Source organism: Endozoicomonas elysicola (assembly GCF_000710775.1).
Classification (GTDB): Bacteria; Pseudomonadota; Gammaproteobacteria; order Pseudomonadales; family Endozoicomonadaceae; genus Endozoicomonas; species Endozoicomonas elysicola.
In genome coordinates this window covers 3,667,560-3,690,760 of sequence record NZ_JOJP01000001.1, presented here as the reverse complement: position 1 = coordinate 3,690,760, position 23,201 = coordinate 3,667,560, and the positions used below count along the sequence as shown (strand labels likewise).

Below are 23,201 nucleotides of genomic sequence, written 5' to 3'. Positions count from 1 at the left end.
GCATCGGGCACGCTGAAGGTCCAGTCCACCTGGCCAGTGCCATCGTTAGTGGTGTTGTTGCTGACCGTCGGGGTGAAGGTGCCGAGGTACCCGCTGGTGTCGGAGGTGACACTGACGGTCTGCACATCGGTCAGGTCGACGTCGGCAATGGTGAAGCTGCCGCCGTCGGACAGGGTACTGGTATTTTCACCGGTGCCACCATCGACAATCTCGGTCACGGCGCCAGTGACATCTTTGGCCGCAGTGATGGTGGGCACATCGTTGGTGCCGGTGATAAGAATATTGACAGAAGACTCTGAACTTAGTCCTTCATCATCACTCATTCGGTAACGAACAGTGATTGCTTCAGTTTCACCGATACCCAGATGATCAAAGTCTCTATCGGGTTCAAATACCAGAAGCTTGTTGTCTATACTAACTAAGCCCTTATTTATGACTGGGTTACCAAAGTCATCCATAACTTCTACAAAATCAAGGCTGAAGCTGTTGTAATTGTCGGTAAAGTCCTGATCCAGATCATTTGCCAAAACATCAATGGTTATTCTCTGGTTTTCCTGTATTGCTTCATTATCTATCTGTGCGTCAGGCGTTTCATTAATATCATTGATATTTATCGTTATTGTGGCTCTTTCAGTCAAATTTCCACTATCAGCTACCTGTATAATGAGGTTATAACTGGGTTTTGCTTCATAATCTAAGTTTCCAGTTACAGTAATCTCTCCGGTAGTAGAGTTAATAGTAAAACTGCCCTCTTCATTTCCTGCAATTATCGAATAGGTTAAACTTTGAGAACTGCCCTGGTCGCTGGCAGATACGATACCAACCACTGATGACCCATCTGTCGATGCATTTTCATTAATATTGAAAGACTGGCTCTGAATTTCAGGTGTCTGGTTTATCAGGGGAGGAGGGGGGGCTTCTTCGGCGTTACCAGATGATTCAAAAATACCGAATGTGATTTTAGTAAAATACTGGGAAAGTTTATCCCAGATCCGGGTTTGTCCGGTATCTTCTTTATTGACTATGAATTGTGAATCGTATCTTCGGTATTCCTCTATTTCACTGTTTTGTTGATCATTATTGTTGGGGTTACTTTCTAATGACTGGGAGCTTTCAATACTTTCAGCTAAAGAAATTATTGGTCCACTTTCTGTTCCTGAAGCTGTTGCTTCAAATTCTTCAATAATATTCAATCCCATCTTCATTTTCTGCTGACTTTGAAGTGAGATAATTTGCCCATTGATTAACTCAATGGAAGTGACTGCTCCGGAACTGTTTAAAACGGTTTCATTAAGATAAACAGCATCACCAGGCTGAACATTTCTTTTGTTCCCCTGTGTATCAATGATTTCAATTGGTCCATTGGCTTCTTTGATAAAGCCTAAAACGGGTGAATTATTCGTCGAATCCATGACTCCAGATATCCTGACCCATCCTATTAATCTTAATAGATGGGATAGGAGGTGTTTTAATTATTTTTAGATTGTTGTTTTTAAAGCGTTTATTTCAGGTTTGTGCTTTGTTTATCAGTTAGTTACCGTCTCCATGATCCAGATTATTGTTATTGATCAGGTTATTAAGAATGTCGGTATCATTGCTGCCCAAGGTAAACAAATCAACATCTTTGAAGGTGACCCGTTTGGTGACATCCCCATCGGCCTCCGGGCGAATCTCCATAATGGTATCACTACCACTGGTGACAAAGTGGAAGTGTTGATCAAGGCTGTCGCTGGCATCCACCAGAATATCGTCCAGCTTCAGCAGGTCACCTTCATCCGTGCTGAAATCAGTAATAACCAGGTCCGCGGGGTTCTGACTGTTGCCATTGATGTTGAAATCAAAGGTATCAGCTCCATAACCACCGGTAGCGGTGACATCATCGTGATTGATGATAAAGAAGTCATCACCGACATCACCGATCAGTGTTTTCAGGGTGTTGCCTGACGTATGACTGAAGCCTGCGACCCGATCACTGATCGTATCAATCGTGTTTCCTGCACTGTCACCAAGACTATTGCCTGTATAACTGAATAACAATTGCTCATCGCCGCCGACTTGGTTCCCATCAAAAGTAACACTTGCTTCCTGGCCGCTGACCGTAATACTGGTGATTACACGATCAACACCGTCCACTTTGACCGTAAACTCTGTATTAGTGGGAGCTCCTGAAATCGCTTCAGAAAAGTCCAGTACCAGTTCATTCCCAGAGACCAGAGAAGAGCTGAGGTTAGGGGCGCTCAGGTCAGATTGAGTTACTGAACCTGAAACCAGAGCATCGGTAGTTGCAGTATTGCCCGCCAGATCTTTGATAAATCCGGCACCGATATCTATCTGATCATTACTGTAATCACCTCCAGAGTTACTTTCGATATCAACCCCTTTGGCAGCAGCCAGTTCAATACTGAGTCGCGTGTTATCGACCACTTTTGCAGAAAGGACATCATCTTTAGTGAAACTAAGAGCCAGAGATCCATTGACGTCATAACTCAACTTGCTCCAGTCAAGAATAAGCCTGAGTTCTGTACTCTCAGCAGAGGCGTTGGCACTGAGGATATCATTGAAGCCAGTTCCATTGAGGGTAAGAACATCCGCATCAGGATCGTATTGTGCTGACGTAATAGTTGAAGCAGGGTTAGTGGTGTCAATATGGATCTCTTTAGACCCAGCCATGGTGGCTTCGCTGCTTAATCCATTAATTGCCGTACTGGATACATCAACCGTTCCGCTATTTGGACCGCCATCGCCGTAGAAACGGCCACCATTGGTATTAATTGTGGTTACATTCAGGCTATTAACGGAGTCTCCAGCCTGAATGGTATAGGAGAAATTAAATACCCGGGATTTTGTGTCGTCCGATTCAACCAGCGTGGCAGTTTGGCCATTATTGAGTGTTAATGTTGGAGTACCACTTGATGTATCCACAATCACTTTCTGATTAAAGCTGACCGTTATATTGATAACATCACCGACTTTGTAGATACCGTTAGCAGTGGTTGAAGATATCGCATCCAACTCAGCCAGGTTGGCACTGTCAGTCCTGCGGTATGTGCTGAACTTAAGGTCCTGATCAGCAAGTTCCAGAGTTGAATTATTATCTGCTGAGTCTATAAGCCAGCCCTGGTCGATACGGATGTTCATATCCTGAGAGAAAGACTGCTCACCGTTCCAGTTGGCAAAATAGCTGAATCCTTCCCAACTCTGGAAACGTTCATACCCATCGGTTGTCAATTTCAATGTAGCCCGAGTATTGATTCCCCCATGTTTAGTGAAGAAATCAATATCCCCTTCATTGAAGAAATAACTGGTTGGATTATCAAAGTCATCAGTTCCGCTGATGACGAGTTTTGACCAGTCAATATCATAGGTGTTTGTCAATGACTCACCGTTGCTTCCGGGCCAGGTCTGGTTGGAATCAAACTCAAAATAGCCAGCCCAGAAAAAGAAGTTGGTGATTGAAAAGCTCGGAGCTGATGTATCCACAGTGATATCAGCCTGACTGGCCAGTGAGTCACCATTGCTTCCAGTGGGAAGGCTGGCCGCATTCAGGTCATTACCTGAGAGATCCCGTATAGTTGCCCCTGTCAGTGAAAGGCTGGAAACATCCAGGTCAGAGACATTATGGCCAGCAGGAATAGTGTAATTGAAGACCAGCTTGTCAGATCCGGAACCACTGGCATAGGTTGCCTGACCACCTGTATTCAGATTTAACGCAGGAGAGCCAGTTACATTAACGGCTTCACTGATGGCTACTTCTATTTGAATCACTTTTCCGGCGTTGTAGTCTCCATCTGCGGTCAAACTTTGGATTTGCTGGATATCCGGAGCATTCACATCGATAGTGCCTGTACTGGTCTGGGCAAGGGCATCATTACTGTTCAAGGCGGGCAGGGTGGTAACCAGTGAATTTCCTGCAGCATCAAAAATCATGGTTCCTGACGGAATGGAGAGTGCACTGATAGTGCTGTAATTCAGGTTGCTGCTGTTTTCACTGTTACCACTACCAACGGTATAAATGAACTTTAAGGTATTGCTTCCTGCTCCGCTGTCATACAAAGCAGTAGCACCATTATCCAGTGCAAGGCTGGGTCTGGTCTGATTATCTGCAAGGTTAACACCACTGATATTCACGACTTCACTGAGTTCAACCAGAATGGCTACTTCATCGCCCGGTTTGTAATTTCCAGACTCTTCCAGACGTACCTGCAATACGGTTGGTGCAGCGATGTCAGAATAATCCAGTGTCAAGTCGGAGGTACTCACGGTGTTCTCATTTCCTGCGAGGTCTCTCAGAAACCCTGCCTGAATATCGATACCGTCTTCAGCACCTTTGTACCCAAAAACATTTTCAAGCTCTGAGGCTTTACTGTCTGTCAGCTGGATGGTCAGAGTATCCGAGCCAGCCAGACGTGTTGAATTAATATCACTGGCTGAGATAGTCACATTCTGGGTTACTCCATCATCCTTGTCGATATCAATAACCAGTTTGCTCCAATCGAGTCTGGCAGTGATATCTGAGGTAGCGCTCTCGCTGTTGTTCAATAGCTGGTCAAAGTTACTCCCTTGCAGCAATAACTGATTATTGTCTTCATCATAAGCGACACTGGTTATTGTTGTTGTTGGCAGCGATGTATCCACCACAATCTGGCTGTTGCCTGCCAATGCTTCAGAGGAATTAGTTGTCGGCAAGGTCAGGTTTACATCATTTCCGGCACCATTTTCCAGAGAGCTGACGGCGGGTAAACCTATGAATGCATTATTGAACGTCAGCGAGCTAATATCTCGATAATTGAGATCATCAATGTTTTCACCCGCAGACAGCGTATGTCGGAAAACAAACTCACGGGTACCACTACCGGATACATAAACGGCATTACCACCGTAGGGGTTACCACTATCAGGCTGACGGTCATTTAGAAGCAGCAAGAGAGGATCATTATTTTCATCATAGTTTTGCAGCGTCACTTTCTCGCTGAAGCGAACGCGGATCACTATCTCATCTCCAACATTGTAGCTTCCATCTTCGGTATCCGCTGATACACTGAGGACCGAAGCGCCACTGGTTGTAACATCAACAGTTGCATCAGTCAGTGCATCGGTGGATGAACGGTTACCAGCCTGATCACCAATAAAGCCCGGGTTAATGGTCAGCGTTACATCTCCATTAATGGTGCTGAAGCCGTTATTACCAAGAATTGTGTCAACGCCATCGTCAATCACGATCTCAAGTTGATTGCTATGAACCCTTACCGAGCCAACATCAGATGCATTCAGTCTGATATTGTCAAAGCTGTCATCAGGCTGTTTCAGTTTGATAATGAGATTATCCCAGTCAAAGCGGTTCAGTTCGTTCCCCTGCAGCGATATGCCGGTATTTTCATCACTTCCCAGCAATGTGCTGAAACCAGATCCACTTAGGGTTAATTCCAGATCATCAGAACCTTCCGGGGACAGTGTAACCCCAGTAATTGAAACCTCAGGGGCATTACCGTCGACTCTTAAATCAGCCTGTTCTGCAAGGGCATTGATATCTGATTGTTTTACCGCAATGGTTTTAATCAGTAGGCTTTTATCGACACCCGAGGCTGCTGAGGAGTAGGCTCCCACTGAGAGCGTAAAATCATCAAAGGCTGAATTTCTGCCATCATTGACCGTATTGTAGGTAGCGTTGCTGCCGTCAACGGTATAGCTGTCAATGACCAGTGCATTATTGGTGTTGATATGACCGGTAATGATCAAATCATGAAATTGATTGTCATCGGGGATGCCTGCTTCAAAAGCAAAACGGTTATTGGTACTGGCAGCGGCAGGGTCTCCCAGTGATATATTCATACTGCCAGAATTCATGACAGTCATGGATATCTGGAAGCCGGATTCCTTAAATGATTCCAGTTCATCACTGGTAAACTGGTAATACATGTTAGGCAGATCCGAGGCACCGTCGGATAAGTAGTCCTGAATCAAAAAGGCCTCTGCTGTGGAGCCTTCACCATCAAGGCTGATGTATTTAATATTGTCATCAAAGGACTGGGTATCGACGGCTGTCAGGGTTGTTTCACGAATGTCGCCTTCTCTGATTTCATCATTATCAAAGAAACTCCACCCGGCCGTTTCGAGCGCCGCTTTGCTCATCAGGTCTGCAGCATTAAAGTCAACCAGGGTTTCCACCACTGGAACCATGAGAACAGCATTATTTCCCGAAAGGTCTTTTATAGATCCTCCATTAAGCTGGAGTGCACTGGGGCTATGGACGTCAAGATCGGGTGTCTCATCTCCTGCCTGAATGGTATATTCAAAAACCAGTTGTTGAGTGCCGGAGCCTGAGCTGAAACTGGCTGCACTGATCTGGTTTCCTGTACCCATCAACAAAATGGGCTCACCAGTGACTTCTACAGGTTCATCAAAATTCACCTGAAGTCGAATGACGGAACCAGAGGCAAACTCTCCATCGGCGCTCAGGTTGCTGACGCTGGTGATGCTGGGTGCAGCACCATCCGGTGGCAGGACAAAAATCTCTACACCAGCAGTATTCGCATCGCTCATGGTATTACCGGCAGCGTCCTGGAAAAAACCATCACTGGTAATCCGAATCAGATCCTGCCCCCCTGCATTACCAAATCCTGCGGTTGCTCTCATGGTGGCCAGTTTGCTGCTGTCCAACTTGATATAAAGCTCCTGATCATTAACCGCAAGGGTGGAACTGATATCAGAAGCGGTAAAGATGATGTCGGTATTGCTGCCGCTGTTGTTTACGATACGCCATGACAGTTTTGTCCAGTCCAGCCTTGAGGTCAGATCTGTGTTAGACATCTCTCCCGGAGATAGAAGGGAGTTGAATCCTCCTCCAGTGAGAACCAGTACGCCTGCTTCATTGACTACGCTGTTATCAGTCAGTCCAACGGTTGGGATTACGCTGTCTACTTGAATTGTATTCTGCTGAGCCAGCCCCTCAGCGGCATCAAGGTTTGGCAGTGTTAAGCTGGCATTATTGCCAATAAGGTCTGTGATTGTTCCACCATTCAGGCTTAATGCTGTGGTTGAAAGTGCACTGAGATCGGCAGATTCATCTGGGCTCTCTATGGTGTAGGTAAACGACAGAGTATCCGTTCCTGAGCCACTGCTATAAGTGGCCAGTCGGTCGAGTGTTCCGGTTTCCAGCAGCAGGGTTGGCTGGCCAGAAACCTCGACCCGTTCTGAAAATTGTATTTTCACAGTTACCGTATTGCCAGACTGGTACCACTGGTTTGCGTCATCACTGAAGATCCGGGTAACATCTGGTTCACTGTCGCTATCCGTGGTGTTGGTCACGGTAAAGCTGGAAACATTAGCAACATCATTACCAGCACTGTCTTCAATCCGGTCACTGTTCAAATCATTGCTGGCGGCAGGTGCGTTATAGTCAATGCTAACCTGCTGTCCATCGATTACTGGTTCATTCAGGGTGAGGGTGACTTGGTGGCCATGAATGGCTATGTTGCTGATAGATTTGCTCTGGCCTTCAGCCAATACTGTAAATAAAGATGGGGTTAGTGTAGTGCTGGTATTGAGTTCTTCATTTAGTGTCAGTATCAGGGTACTACCATTAATTTCTGCAGAGTTCAGATTGGGTGAGATAGAGTCAGTGATATTGGTTATAGCGACATCACCATGGTTGAACGCTACTGCATCAAAACCTCTTAGATCCTCAATGCTATCCGAGTTTACTGAATTATCACCAATGTCCCATTGGGTGCGGTTGATGGTGTAAATGGAGCGGGAGCCGGCAATATTCATCACGCCCAGCTCACCAGCACTGATATTTTCACTGAACTGGTGAGCGATTTTTTCATCACCATCAACGATCAGTGTGACCTTGTTATCGACAATTGTGACTTCCGTGTGACGTGAAACATCAAAATTTGATGGGTCTGAACTATTATTTGATGCTTTTGTTGTAGCCGTTCCATTTACAAAATGCAGAATGCGCCATTCAGATGTTCCACTACCGTCGTAACTACCAATGGCTTTGAAGTCATTGGCATTTACATAGTCAAAAACAATAAAGGCATTTCGTGAGCCAAAGTCATCGGTTGGCGTTACGGCGAAATCAAGGTAAAGATCGTCACTTCTATTGGCGCTGTTCAGGGTATTGATCAGAACTACATTGTTGTCGGAAACCGAGGTCAGGGTTAGTGTGTCTCCGTTCAGTGAAGCTGTCCCGCCAGTACCCACAGAGAACCCACTTTGGAAGTCAGCGGTTGTTTTGGGTTTATAATTCAGTGTAACGGACTCACCGTCAGTAACCGGGCTGGCCAGCTCCAGGATAACCTTATTACCACTGACAGAAGTACCATTTATGTTTCTGGCAACGCCTCCAACTTGAACGTCGACAATAGAGTCTCCAGTCAGTGTCATGGGTTGGCTATTGCTATTCAGATCACTGGCAGTGGTGCCTCCACCTTCTTCGAAGTCATAAGCGTGATAGGTATCGCCAGTCAGGCCTGAGGCAAAGTTGGCAAAGTCAGAGGCGTTGTAGAGGTCAGATATTTCGGTGGAAGAAAGGTCCCGGTCAACGATCAGGATATCATCGATAGCTCCATCCATTGGATCATCATGGCTCCAGTTGCTCTTACCAACGTAGTTGTTGGCCCGAACCATGACCGGAGGAACAGCAGCACCGGTTGTTTCTGCCTCAAAAGTACCGTTTTTATAAACTTTCAATGTACCGTTGCTGCTGACCGTTGCTGCAATATGAACCCATTCTCCCAGGGTGAAGAAATCCTCGATATCAACAGGGTATTCGGTACCAGTACCACTTCGAACTGAAAAACGAAGGTCACTACTGTCACCAATATGGGCCATAACGATATTGTCATCACCATCGCCATCACCAAAATCAAAAATTCTGGACCAGGTTTGTGAAAAATCATCGTAGCGAACCCATGCAGCAAGGGTCATGGTGCCGCCAATGGAAAGCCCATCAATTTCACCGGTACCTTCAAAGCCATTAAATTCAAGCCCGGTTCCATGGCCGTTCTTGCCGGCTCCCCATTCAACTCCCATGAGCCCAGCGCTTTCATTCAGTTCTTCGGAGTAGGTGAGGGTGATGATATCTCCATCAACCACCGCACTGTTGAGGGTTGGAGGGGTTGTGTCGGTATTGTTCTCGACCAGTGCACCGGCAAAACCGTTGCTGGTATTGCCCTGGGCGTCCTGAACTGCAGCACCACCATTGTTGGTTGCATTTGCAGCACTGTAAGACAGTCTTACAATATCAGCATCAATGACCGGACTGTCCAGCGTCAGGGCCATTTGACTGCCCGAGATACTGACATTGGAAACCGTACGACTACCACCACCAATCAGTGAAATAGTAAAGGCACTGCTGTCAGGCAGATTGGCTGAGTCAAGGTTCTCGTTATAGTTGACGATCAACTGATCACCGTCCACCGTCATATCCTGACGAACCGGTGCAACCCCATCAGGGGTGACGGTAGCTGAGAAGTTGGTCAGTACAGCAAATGGATTAATGCCACCCTGTTCCTGGACTGGGTCGTTACCGGGTGTGTAACTGACCTGAACATTGGCACCAAAGCTGACCGCACTGTCCAGACTCAGGCGAATCTGGGTACTGTTCAGGTAAGAGACGTTGAGTACATTAACAGTACTGCTGTCTACCGATACGGCAAAGTCAGCCAGAGCTGGAATGCTGTTGATGTCCATGTCTTCACTGAAGGTAAGAACCAGATTCTGGGTGTTAGCGACCACTTCAGCCATTGAGAGGGTAGGAACATTACCAGAGAAGGTGACGGTCTGGGTTACGGTGGAGACCGTATTGGTGTTGTCGGTTTGAGTGGCAGTGATTTCCAGCTGGCCATCTGAAAGTTGATCGATATCCAGTACTTCACCAGCCAGACTCCAGGTACCATCAGCGTCAACATTAATGGTTTTGACTGCAGTGTTATAGAGTGCCGAAACATCATCAGCGGTCAGGGATGCATTAAAAATTTCCAGACCAGCTGCATCGCCAAGGTAATCACCATTGCCAAAATTGAAACTGGCCTGCCAGCCAAAGTCAGATTGCGTATCCGGCCCTGAAGCCAGTTCAACACCATCCACGTAAAGTCTTTGGCCACCAATGCTACTTCCGTAAGTATGAACAACGTGATGCCACTCTCCATCATCAAACTGGTTTGCACCAGTAATGTACTGATGGCCGTTCACACTGTCCCAGACACTGGCCCGAATTTGTCCATTAACAAGATCGATATATCGATCAGAACCCGCTCCCTGGGATCCGTCCGTACCATTAATTGTAAACAGCCTTGCATTGCTGTCTGTGGTTTTTATCCAGAATGAAACGGCATAATCAGTCTCCGAGACATTCAGGTTGCCGGTAAGACTGTCATTAACCCCGTCAAAATGGAGTGCCTGTCTGGAGCTATCCTGAGATCCCTGGTTTGGACCGTCGACATAGCTGGCAGATCCACCATTAAATGTAACCGTACTATCACCGTTAAGGTTTCCATTTAAAGACCAGCCTGCCTGAGGGGCAGGGACTGAGTCAGACCGAATGGTGAGCTCAACAGTGGCACCGGGTTCACCGACGCCCGTTACCAGAACGGTATTCTCTTCCTCAGCACTGATCTGGTTGTCATCCATTACTGGCGTATTGATAGACAGGGTATGAGTGGTGATCAGCTGACCGTTGCTCTGCAATTGACTGAGGATTTCGGCATTGGTATTGCCCAGGGCGGTCAGGTCAACGTTTTCCAGAACAATATGCTGAACAACATCTCCTCCAGCGGTCCTGCTGACGTCGATCACGGTATCTGAGCCATCCAGACGGAAGTGAAGAAACTGATCCAGTGCCGTTGACTCTTCACCGGTCAGGAAGGCGTGAAGGTCAAGGATATCGCCACTGGCACCGACGGCAAAGTCGGTAATTCGGTCAGTGGCAGGAGCGCCTACGGTGCCTTCGTCACCCGGCTGCCAGACCAGTCGATCCCGGCCGGCTCCTGTGGTGACCGTGTCGTTGTCGGCACCGCCGGTAATGATATCGTTACCGCTGGAGCTAGCAATTGTGTCATTACCAGCACCCCCTTCCAGGGTATCCACTTCAGGCAATACACCCTGAAGACTGACATTGTTAAGAATGGTGCCCTGACCGTCATTCTGGCCGGATACCTCGCGAATCATCAGTGTCTGACGGGTGCCATCACCGCTCAGGTTAACGGTATGGGTTGCCCAGCTGGTACCGATACTGACGGTCTGCTCATACTGGTCTCCCCACCAGATTTCGACATCACCGGAATTGGCCAGGCGGGTATAGGCTTCAAACGACAGGGTATAGGTTTCGCCATTGAGGGTATCAACCTGCTGGTAGATGGCATCGACATCGGTGTTATTGCCGTCCAGTTCAAGTTTAGAGGTAGTATCATCTGAAGAGGCAACCCATGAGGTACTGTGGCTATGAACTTCCCAGTCCCCATTGGGAAGTGAGTTGACATCTACGCCAGATGTATACTGTGCATTGGTAATACTTCCTGTACTAACAGCTCTCCAGCTGGATGTATCGGTTGCAAAATTGCCATTGGTAAGAAGCTCTCCGCTGTTTCCACTTCCATCAGCCAGCAAACCTGTGACACTGACACTGTTGATCATCGGACCAACGGTTGTATTTTGACTGGGAACTTCCCGGAGCATCACACTTTGTTCTGTTCCATCACCAATGACACTGACGGTGAAGGTTTGCCAGCCTGTCTGATTCAGCGTGATGGTTTGTATATGGACGCCATCCCACCAGATTTCAAAGTCTGAGGAGTCAGTGGCCCTTGGAGAAGCTTCAACCGTGACTGTGTAGGTTGCATCATCGACTGTTGAGAATGATTGCACGATGCCATCAACATTATTGACAGCATCAAGGGTTACTTTCTTTGATGTATCCGTAATTGTATTCAGAGCACTGGCATTCCAGGACTCGGTTTCAATTTGTGGCAGCAGTGTAGCATCGACGGTTTCACTGGTATTAATAATCGAGGCCGTATTCACGGCTTTCCAGCCATTGAGAATCACATCACGGTAGTTGCCATGATCGGTTACTGTCGTGAAGTTATTTAACTCTGAGTTTTCCAGTAATTCATCATACCGACCGCCGGTATTTAGCTGGTTGCCCTGGATAATATCATCACCAGCACCGCCGCTGATCTGGTCACTGCCAGCACCGCCTTCCATCAGGTCGATACCAGTACCACCGGTGAGTGTGTTGTCCTCACCGTCGCCACGACCGACCGTGGCATTGTATTCGGTGAGCGGACTGTTGTTTCCACCGCCATCGGTGGAAGTGACCCGGATAGTAAGAGGGTCGCCATTATTTAAGGTGACGGGTGGTGTAAAGCTCCAGGTACCATCACTGGCTACAGTAGCACTGTAGTTAATGCTGTTAATGGTGAAGTTCAGGGTGGTATCGGGCTGACCGGTACCGGTAATGACCGACTGAAAGTCATTATTTAAACTGATAGAGTTGATTTCTGGCGCCACCGGTGGCAGATCATTGACCGCAATGGTCAGGCTGCGGGTGATGGAGAGACCGCCATTATCGGAAGCCGTAATATCCAGACTGATGGAGGTTTCTGTGTCGGCATTGATGGTTTCTCCGGCTTTCAGCTTGAGAATGCCATTCTCTACCGTGAATCGGTTGTCACTGAGGGTGTAGTTGTGCGTGCCAAATGCACCCTCTGGAGAGTCGGGATCAATGATGTACACGGGGCCAACTTCAGCGCCATCCTGCCACTCATCAATGCGGGCTTCACCTTGGTAGAGGGAGGCTATTTGAGTGGTGGTCAGTCCCTGGCTGTAGACCTGTACGCTGGCTATTTCACCTTCAAAATATTGGTTGCCAGAAGGGTATGCCGTATAGCCAAGGCTGATCGAGGTCTGGCTGGTAAAGTTGGACACGTCGGATGAGCCTGATGCTACTTCTACCCCATCAACGTAAATTTTCTGACCATCAGCACTGCCACCAAAGGTGTGCACGACCTGGTGCCATTCACCGTCATTAAATGTGTCTGTTGATGTAATGATTTCACCAGATGACCATAGACGCCCTTTTAGCTGACCATTTTCCAGCCACAGGTTACGGTCATGGCCACCACCATCAACCTGGAAAATACCGCCATTGGCTGAGTCTGTCTTAAACCAGAGTGCGACGGCATAACTGGTTTCGGATACATTCAATGATGCCGTAAAGTGATCATTACTGCCGTCAAACTGCAGTGCTGAGCCTGCAGCGCCACCGGGACCATCAACATAGACCGGTGAACCTCCACTGAATGAACCATTCACGGAGCCAGCGTCGTCATTCAGGTTACTCCGTAACTCCCAGGAAGCCTGAGGTGTTGGCAGATCCACGGCATTGCTGAAGGGCAGCAATATATCGGTTGGCAGCTCATTGATATCCGCCACTTTAATGGTAACCGGCTTGACGTTCTGGGCACTGTTGCCGTTGTTGTCGGTCAAAGTAATGGTCAGGTCGTAGCGACTCTCGGTTTCGAAATCCAGGGTGATGTTCTGGTTAACATGAAGTTCAGGCTGACCGTTGTTATCGATAATGGTGAACTTGTCTGCATCGGCTCCTGACAACGTGAGCTGGGTATTCACAGTGTCACCAGCGGTGACGTTGATATCCGCCACTTTAACGGACCCATCACCGGTATAGGTCATCTCGGCAATGGTGTCGGTCGAGAGCTCCATGTTCAGTAATAGGATGTCGGTATCAATAGTGGTGCTGTAAGTGTTGCTGCCAGATGCGCCAGAGTAGGCATTGGCCAGAGTGGCAGAGAAACCCTGGCCCAGGCTGGCAACCGCAGCGGTGGTCAATGTGCCGGTGACCGTAAAGGCGGCGGTTTCCCCTTTGAGCAGATCCACCCGTGTATCGATGTTGCCGGTGCCAGATCCGGTCTGGCCATTGGAGGTGGTGTAGGTCCAGCTGGTATTTTCCAATCCGGTCGGCGCTGTCCAGGTCATACCGGTTTCAAAGGCGTGGTTATCGCCGGTATTTGCGATGGCAAACTCCCAGCTGACTTCATCGCCGATGGCTGCATTGGCGGGTTCAACCGGGTTGGTGACGCTTAAATCCGCAGGTACCTTAACGGAAACATTATCGACCCAGTGATAGTTGTTTGCACCTCCGGTTGCACCAGTGAAGCCGAGTTTAAATGTATCGGGTAGAGCCTGACTGGTGTTCGCACCGTAATCGTATTGATCATACAGGGTTTCCCAAGAACTCCCATTATCCCAACTCATCTCGAGCGTCAGTTTCTGCTCGGAATCCAGAGTTAAGCGCACCTTGCGCCAGTCGTATCCATTACCATCGCCACTACTGTCAGTGGTTATATTGGTGTCATCGATACCGCCAAAAGAGCTGACCTGGTAGTGAGACAGGTAGCCATAACCGGTTGTGCCATTACCACCATCACGGATTACAACACTGTCTTTACGGTTGGTTGAGTCCCCGGCAAAATTACCATATTCATCAAAGCCTATGCCCATGTAGGCTCCGGACAGACCATTGGTGCCTGTTCCACTGAAGGGGGAGTATCCCATTCCCCCACCAGAGGCACCTGCAGTAACCGTAGATTGACTGCCATCTGCCAGGAAGAACAGCATCCCATCCGCGGCCGTTCCACCCCCTGCAAAGTAATCAAACTCCACCTGTATCCCGAGTGAAGATGAAAAAGGTGTGTTTAAAACAGAAAACCCTGTTTCGTAATCGCTGAGCCCCGTTAACTGTAATAAGCCCCCATCCGTAGCACCGGTAACACTGGACTGGTGCACAGCATCGTCCTGGATGCTCCAGTCCGATGGCGAGGTAGTGAAGTCTTCTTCAATCGGGAAGGGTAGCTGGGCAACGTTCAGGGTAACGGTATGTGAATCAGTTTTGGTACCATCGACGCCTGTCGTATTGTTCAGGTCACTGGTAGTAATGGTCAGGGTGTCACCTGTGGCGTCGCTGTCCGGCGTGTAGGCCAGACCTTCCAGTGCCTTCTGGACAGGGCCCTGCAAGTTGATATGGTCTGGTTCAAGGGCTTTGTTAAAAATTCGGAAGTTGTCCAGATACTCGGCAAAAGGTTGATCTCCACTTTGGTAATTACCAATAGCTTTGATATCGATGGTGGACTGGTAGTTACTAGTACCAACATGTTCGTTGTCCAGATAGAAGAATGTTTTTCCATCTTTGCCTACCGCTGTTAATGTATGCCAGGAGTCCCCCAGGTTATTCATGAAGAAGCCAGAGCCTCTGAAGGCACTGTTGCTGTTGTCATAAACACCCAATTCACCGGTTTGATAATGAACGATGATGTGATGATCACCGGTTTCGCCACGAACCAGGGTATTCCATAGATTATTGTTAAGGAACAGATCTTTAAACTCGGTTGTGATGGTCCATTCACTGGCCAGATCAAATGGATCATCAAAAGTTATCATGTCGCTGTTAGCGTCGAACTGAATAATTCCACCCTTGTCATCATCGTCGAGTCTTTCGACACCAGTGAAGGTGGTTTGAATATTGTGTTCGGTATCCTGGCTGGCATTGGTTTGATCAGAGAAATTTAGGTGGAAATCATCCTGGTCAGCTCCAGTGGTGGTATCAAGATTTAGCTGAGGAACAACAGCGGAGTCATAAACTCTGAAGTCATCCAAATATCGTGCAAATGGATAGTTCTGAGAGTCATTGCCATTACCTATCGCATCTATTGGTTCCTGAGACTGGTAGTTACTGGTACCTACATGCTGGCCATCAATATAGAAATGGGTTTTTCCGTTCTGTCCAACTGCTGTCAGTGTATGCCAGTCGTTATCCAGACTGCTCATGTCATAGCCTGAACTGTGGAACGTATTTGAACCGCGGTCACGTGTTCCAAGGGCACCACTATCAGAAACTTCAATATGAATATCGGTGTCACCACTGTTACTTCTTGCCAGCGCTCCAATTGCACCATTCCCAAGGTAAAGGTCTTTAAACCGTGTGCTGATTGTCCACTCGGAGCCTAGCGAATACGATTCACTTAAATTAATGCGGTCGCTGTTTGAATCAAACTCAATGACACCGCCCTGGACAGGATCGGTAATGCGGGAAGCTCCGGAGAGAGTTCCTCCTATTTCTGTTCTTTGATCAAATACTGGGTTATCAGGATCGCTGAAAGTCAGTCTGAAGTTTTCCTGAGGTTCTGGACCCTGACTCAGCCGTCCTCGTATGGTCATTGACGACTCACCGTTACCGCCACTGACAAACTCAAGTCCTTCGGTATTTCCAAGGAACAATTTACCACTGTTTACCGATAGCGTGACTTCAAGAATCTCGGAGCCGATATCATCATCTTCAACATACACACCATCAATGGAATTGAGGGACAGTGTTGACGTATCTTTACTACCTGGACCGGTAATTTCTGGCACATCATTGACCGCTTCAACCACAATACGGACAGATTTTGTTTGAGTCCCACCATCCTGGTACTGATAAGAGAGCTGACCAAGATCAGAAACATTGTCGTACTCTTTTGGTGCATCATAGAGCAGATCTTCCAGTTCAGTAGAGGTCAGAACGTCATTAATAGTAATTTCGGTTCCGTCCGCTTTTTTGACCGTACCGAGATTAGGCAGTGAGGTGATGGTGTAGCTGTTGATGCCGGCTTCAGCGGCCAGGTTGATATCATTATCAAACGACTCCTCCAGTACTTTGGCATTGCCGACCCGCATGGTGAAGGTATCAGAAGCTGTCAATCCATCGTCATCAGTGACGGTGACCGTGATGGTATGGTCTCCCACCTCAGTCGAGGCTGGTATTCCGGCAATGGTACGGGTCACCGGGTTGAATACCAGACCAGATGGCATGCCGGAAACACTGAATGAAAGCGGATCACCAAGGTCCTGGTCTTTAAAGGCATTAGCCGGTATCTGATAAGAGAATTGTCCCCCAACGCTGGCGGAAATACCGGAAGACTGGTTTTGCAACCCCCGGTCTTGCTCAGGAGCTTCATTCACATCAGCAATATTGATTGCAACGGCAGCGCTCTGGCTGTCGCCCTGGCTGTCCTGAACTTGCACGATCAGGTTATATACGTCTTTGGTCTCATGATTGAGGCCATTCACTACGGAGATATCCCCCGTGGTTTCATTAATGGCAAAACGTCCCTCATTGTTACCTGAGAGAATAGAGTAGGTGAGGGCATCACCGGCATCCACATCCTGGGCCACCACCTGGCCAACAATGACACTGCCATCAGTGGCGGTATTTTCATTGACGGTAAACGTCTGGCTGCTGATGGCCGGAGGTTCGTTCAGGTTACCGATGTTGAGGGTAAAGGTTTCGTTGTAAGAAAGGCCGCTGTTATTGTCATCGGTTGAGGTAACTGTGATATCCAGTGTGCTGCCATCAACTTCAAAGTTCAGTGACTGCCCATCCTTGAGTTTCAGCTGATTATTCACCACTTCAAAGCGGCTATCGCTGACGGTGTACTCATGGATACCGAAGGACTCTGTGCTGGCATCAATGTCGGTGGTGGTCAGCGTACCGATCACAGCCCCGACGGCATTCTCAGCGATGAACGTGTTAGTGAGATGGATATCCGAAGGGGCATCATTAACTGAATCTACATTCAGAGTGATTGTTTGTGAGATGCTTTCCAATCCACCACTGTCAATGACGGAAAATTGCAGAGACGTATAACCTACACCATTTGCATCGGCTTCGGGTGTAAAGACAAGATCAGGAATATCTTCAGTCGTAATGATTTGATTGGCAGAAACACTCTCTCCATTTAATGTGAGGCTTCCTGAAATAGGCAGCTGGGTTATTTTCACTGAAGCCATGGTGTCGCCAGCGTCAACATCATTGAAGTTGAATTCACTGGCGGTAAATGTATGGCTATTATCCTCATCCAGCGACAAGGTATTATCTGATGAGGTTGGTGCATGGTTTTCCGCTGCATTGATATAAATAGTCGCAGTACTGGTGTCAGTCCCATCAAAGACTTCATAGGTGAATGCATCTGGGGAAAGCAGTTTTATTTCATTGGAACTCAAGGCTCTGTTGTATATTTTTGCGGAATCAATGAGCCCATGGAAATTATGAGAGCCCGAGGAAAGGTCACCAGTATGAATTTTTGAACCACCCCACAACCCGCCGAATGCTCCATCATCCGTATGAAAGTGAACGGCTTCACCCGTTCCACTGGCAAAGACCTCCCCATCAAGATAACCATTAAGAGTGCCTGCACTGCTATCCAATACGAGCGCTACGGTATGCCAGTCGGTATCACCACTTGTTAGTGCTGTATTCAGGAACTCGCCATTCCATCCTGAGCCTTCACTCCATGCCCCTACATAAAGTTGACAGTTGTGTATATAAACAACAAAACCATTAGTTGAGCCGCCTTCTTCATAGAGGATTTGGGTTCCGCTGAGATCATTGCTGGCGTCAATTTTGAACGATAGATTAATACTTCTCTGGTTGATATTGCCGCTGTAAGTATTGATTTCTGATGAGTCGCTGATATGGACTAGGTCTCCTGAGCCATCCAGACTAATCGCATTACCACTCAGTCCTCCGACGAAGGCTGTATTACCAGATAAAGTCCCATCGGTGGCATGTGCATCGTATGGCGCAGTATCAGTCGCTGTTGACCCGTTGGTTTCGTCAAAGTTCCACTCGGCGACAAGGCTGTCGTTTAAATCAAGACCACCATATTCTGAATCCAGGGTGTAGGACCAGCTACCGTCAGCAGCTACTGTCATTTCTCCCCGCTCACCAGTTATTACGGTATTTCCTATGCTGGCAATTGCCTGACCATTAATAGTGGAAACTGTCAGGTTATCTCCTTCGATATCACTGTCATTAGTCAGCAGATTTCCACTAATCGGTGCAACATGGGAGACCGTATCAGATTCATCAACTGCATTTGGAGCATCATTGACTGGGGTTACATCAACAGTAAGAGTATGGGCATTGCTACTAAGCAGACCATCGCTGATGGTAAAGCCAAAGCTGGCATAGCCATTACCATTAGCGTGAGCAGCAGGAGTGAATACAAGCGTGCTGATATCTGTGGCTGTTATGACCTGATTCAGGGTAACCGGACTGGAGTTAAGCTCAAGAGTTCCGGCAGCAGGCAGGCTGGTGATGGTGATCGACTGAAGGCTGTCACCGGTATCCTGATCACTGAAGGCAAAGTCTGCAGTGCTGAAGGTATGACTGCTGTCTTCGTTGATGATTACGGTCTTATCCAGCGATGTGGGAACATCGTTAATGCTGGTGACCGTGATGGTTTTATCAGCGGTTACTGAAAGGGCACCATCGCTGACCTGTATGGTGAACGTCGCCGTTCCATGGAAGTTGGCGGGGGGGGTATAGGTCCAGGTATCGTCGCCATGGTCTGTAATTGTACCGGTATCAACTGAGAGACTCTGAATGCTCAGTGTGTCGCCATCGGCATCACTGAAACCGTAAAGGAGGTCGGTCTTCAGAAGGATCTCGCTATTGTCTTCATCAACATTGAGAATAGTGAGACTGCTTCGTGTGGCCAGGCTTCCTGTAAAGGCCGTCGCATCCCGCCCGTTACCGCTGGTATCGGTCACGGTGTTACCGGTTCCGGCAAAGTCAGTGCTGAACAACAGCTGACTGTTGTCGAAATAATCGGGCCCCTGGTTCATCAGAGCATTGATATTCGTGTCAGTCAGGTCGCTGGTGTTCGTGAATATCCCAACATCTGTTATTTCTCCATTTGTTGGGATGGATCCATTGATTGCACCATTTCTAACCAGAGAGCCAATATTGACCAGATCGGTATCTGCACCGGTGAACTGACTGGTGGTTACAGAGCCATGGGAAAACTCAACACTTGCCCGTTGGCCATCCAGGTAAATCCGATTATCTGTACCATCCACCACTACGGCGATATGATGCCATTGGTCATCAAAAAGCAGATCCTCTCCCTGTTTGAGTTTAATATTTAAATGATTGTCACCGATACGAGAATAAAAGGTCAGACTCTCATCGTTTAGCCCGGAAGTAGAGTTGCCAGCAACCAACCAGCTTTGGGTTGTGGCTGATGACGCGTCTCCCGTGGAGAAAAGTGTGGCGCTGCCCTGGCCCGCATCCAGTTTTACCCACATACTGATGGCGCCGGTGCTCATTCCTGCAAAATCACTGGCATGGCTATTCAGTGACACAAAGGTGTCACCATTTCCCACTGGCTGCGTGTTGACTGTTCGAGTCAGGGACGCAACAGTCGAATCAAAAACCGGGGCATCGTTAATTTCAGTAAAGTTAATTGTTGAAGCACTGGCAGCAGTGATGGCGGGGCCATCAGTCAGTGTTACCTGATAGGACGGTGCGGAATTACTGCCATCATGGGTAAAACTGATATTGCCATCCAACAGTTGTTGTTGAGTAAAGCTGAATGTTCCATCGCCGTTATCTGTTGCACCAGTCAAACTACCATTTTGAATATTACTCAGGATAAACGTCAGGGAGTTATTATTATGATCCAGGTCTGTTGCGCTTAGATTCTCTGCTCCGAGAACTACCGTACTGCCTTCAGATATGCTCAATGTATTATTGACCAGCTGAGGTCCATCGTTCACAGCTGTGATAGAGATACCGCGGGTTACTTCATTACTGGTAACCTGTCCATCAGATACTGTCAGGCTGATGACTCGACCAGTCGTATCTGGGCTGTCTGAGTTGTTGCTGTATGTTATGGAACGAAGAGCTGCCTGATAGCTTTCTGGTGAGGCATTACCAGTCAATGTCAGTATCCCTGTTGTAGCATCCCAATTACCGGTAATACCATTTTGGCTGGTAAAGTTCAGAGCATCTTCACTGGCAGCATAACCCTCGCTGATAGAAACGGTGGCAGATTGGATATCTTCAACATCCAGTTCGGTCAGTTCAAGATTGTCTGCAACAGGATCACCAGGATCATTTTCGGTGTAGCTGACAATCGTGTCATACAGGATGTTGTTGGCGCTAAGTACTGCTCCCCCAGTAGCAGAGCTGGTTACCTGAAGCGTTTCACCGCCACCATTTTCCCAGTAAATCAATTCAAAGCTGTAAAAGCCATCAGCCGGAGCCGTATAAGAACCAGTAGTTGCTTCTGCTGGTCTGGTGTCAAAGAACTCGCTGATATTTTGCCCGGCAATATTTAATCGAAAACCATCATCAGAAGTGACGGTAAAGTCATGCTGACCAGCATCAAGTTTAACGAATCCGGTAAAGCGGAACCCGATGGTTTCCATGGTGTTGTTGCCAATATCTGTACTGAGTGTATTGGCATCATTACCCAGGAATCCAGCCAGTGTACCTGCATCTGAATAGTCAAGGTTTGTTGCTGTGAACGTCGCAGTAGGTGTATTGCTTACCACGTTACCAAGATCCGTCAGGTCGTTTATTGATGAACTGGTTTCAAATATTTCGCCCAGCAAACCAGAGCCGCCACCTGTAGATGGATCTCCCAGGCTTAGTGTTGGTGCATCATTGGTCCCATTAAAGGTAAAGGTAAGGTTGTGAGCAGTGCCATCAACTGACGACACAGTAATGGTATCTGTCAGAGTCTGACCACTAGCCAGTTGCTGTATTACGGTCTGAGTGTTGTCAGCGCTGTAGCTCCAGGCACCGGCGGTATCAATGGTCAGGCTACCATAACTGCCGTTCACCGTGGCCGCAGTGAAGATACTCTCTCCCGCGTCAACATCAGTAATGCTTAAGGTACCGGTGGCGGTTAATGTACTGCTGTTGTCTTCTGCGAGAGTGGCACTGTCATCACCAGTGATCAATGCCGCGTCATTGACGCTGTTGACGGTAATTGTACGGGTAATATTGCTGCTCTGGGCATCTGCACTGTCGGCATTGCCGAGGTCATTGATGCTGGCAGAGAGGGTTGCAGTGCCATGGAAGTTGCTGGTTGGTTGATACTGAATGCCATTGATAGCGGCATTCAAGTCAGCCAGATTCCCCTGCAGGGTCATGGTCGCCGAGTTATCGGCACCGGCGGTGATGGTGACGCCACTGATTGATGCCAGTTGCAGGGTACCGTTGGTGATGGTCAGCGTAACTTCAACGGTATCACTGCCCGAATCCGCATCGGAGAAACTGATGGTGTTGATGGCGAGTGGCTGGTCTTCATTCGTCTCTCTGGGGGCTACTTCCCAGTTTGCTCCAAAGCGCTGCAGGTCGTTGCGGGCAGGACCGGCATCCACCACATCACCACTGCCGCCACTCATGGGGTAATAGCTGACCAGATTACTCTCGGTGCCGGTTAGAGCGCTGTCTTTCTGATTATTAATGTCAGTCTGCGTACGATCCGCATTCCAGACCCGGATATCACGAATCAGACCATCGTATGCCTGTGAAGACTGGAAGCCACCACCCAGGCTGTCCTGCTCCTGACCAAAGACCAGAGCACCACCATCTGCAATGGTGTAACCCTGTTTCAACGTACCGTTGTATTGCTCGGTACCGTCAATAAATATTTTGGTACTGCCGGACGCACTGTCCCAGCTCCAGGCCACGTGATGCCAGTTGTCATCAGCGATATTGATATCGGTATAGATGGAGGTGTTGCCAATGGTTATTGATAACTCTTGCGCACCAAATAGCAGAATCTCATTGCTACTGTTCGAAGAGGCGTAGGAGAAGATACTTTCATCGACGCCACTAGTTTTTACCCAGGTTTCGATGGTAAATGACGTGCTGGGGAAGCCAGATACCGGATTGGCAATCAGGTAATCTGTGGCATTGCCCGTCAGTGACAATGAGTAGTTCTGGTCAAGTACCCCGGGAATCTGGTTAAACTGGCTGACATTAATATCGGCTGTTGCAGCAGTGCTGTTTTCAACACCGTCATTAACCGTGATGCTCAGTGTGCGTTGTGCTGTGCTGCGGTCATTGGCGGTATTCTGGTAGCTAACCGATTCCAGAGCGGTTTCATAGTCTGCCAGTGTCGCCGAGCCACTGAGTGTCAGGGTGCCATTGGCTGAATCCCAGCTGCCAGTGATGCCGTTCTGGTCGGTAAATGCCAGGATATCTTCACTGCTGCTGTAATTGCCGGTGATCTGCACGGTGGCACTTTGCAATGTGGTAGAGTCCACATCGGTCAGGGTCACCTGGTAGGCCGGTGCGGTATTGCTGCCATCGTGGGTAAAGCTGACAGTGCCATCCAGCA

At 48.1% G+C, this 23,201-nt stretch carries 2 protein-coding genes; both read right to left on the bottom strand.

All coding sequences use genetic code 11. From position 1 onward, the window contains the following. On the bottom strand, positions 1–1,412 hold a 1,412-nt coding region (locus tag GV64_RS15745), incomplete at its 3' end, for a cadherin domain-containing protein (RefSeq protein WP_034844325.1). Positions 1,413–1,530: 118 nt separating this feature from the next. Then, on the bottom strand, positions 1,531–23,127 hold the full coding sequence (locus tag GV64_RS24820) for a LamG-like jellyroll fold domain-containing protein (protein ID WP_236632958.1): 21,597 nt from the start codon (positions 23,125–23,127) through the stop codon (positions 1,531–1,533). Positions 23,128–23,201: the final 74 nt, after the last annotated feature.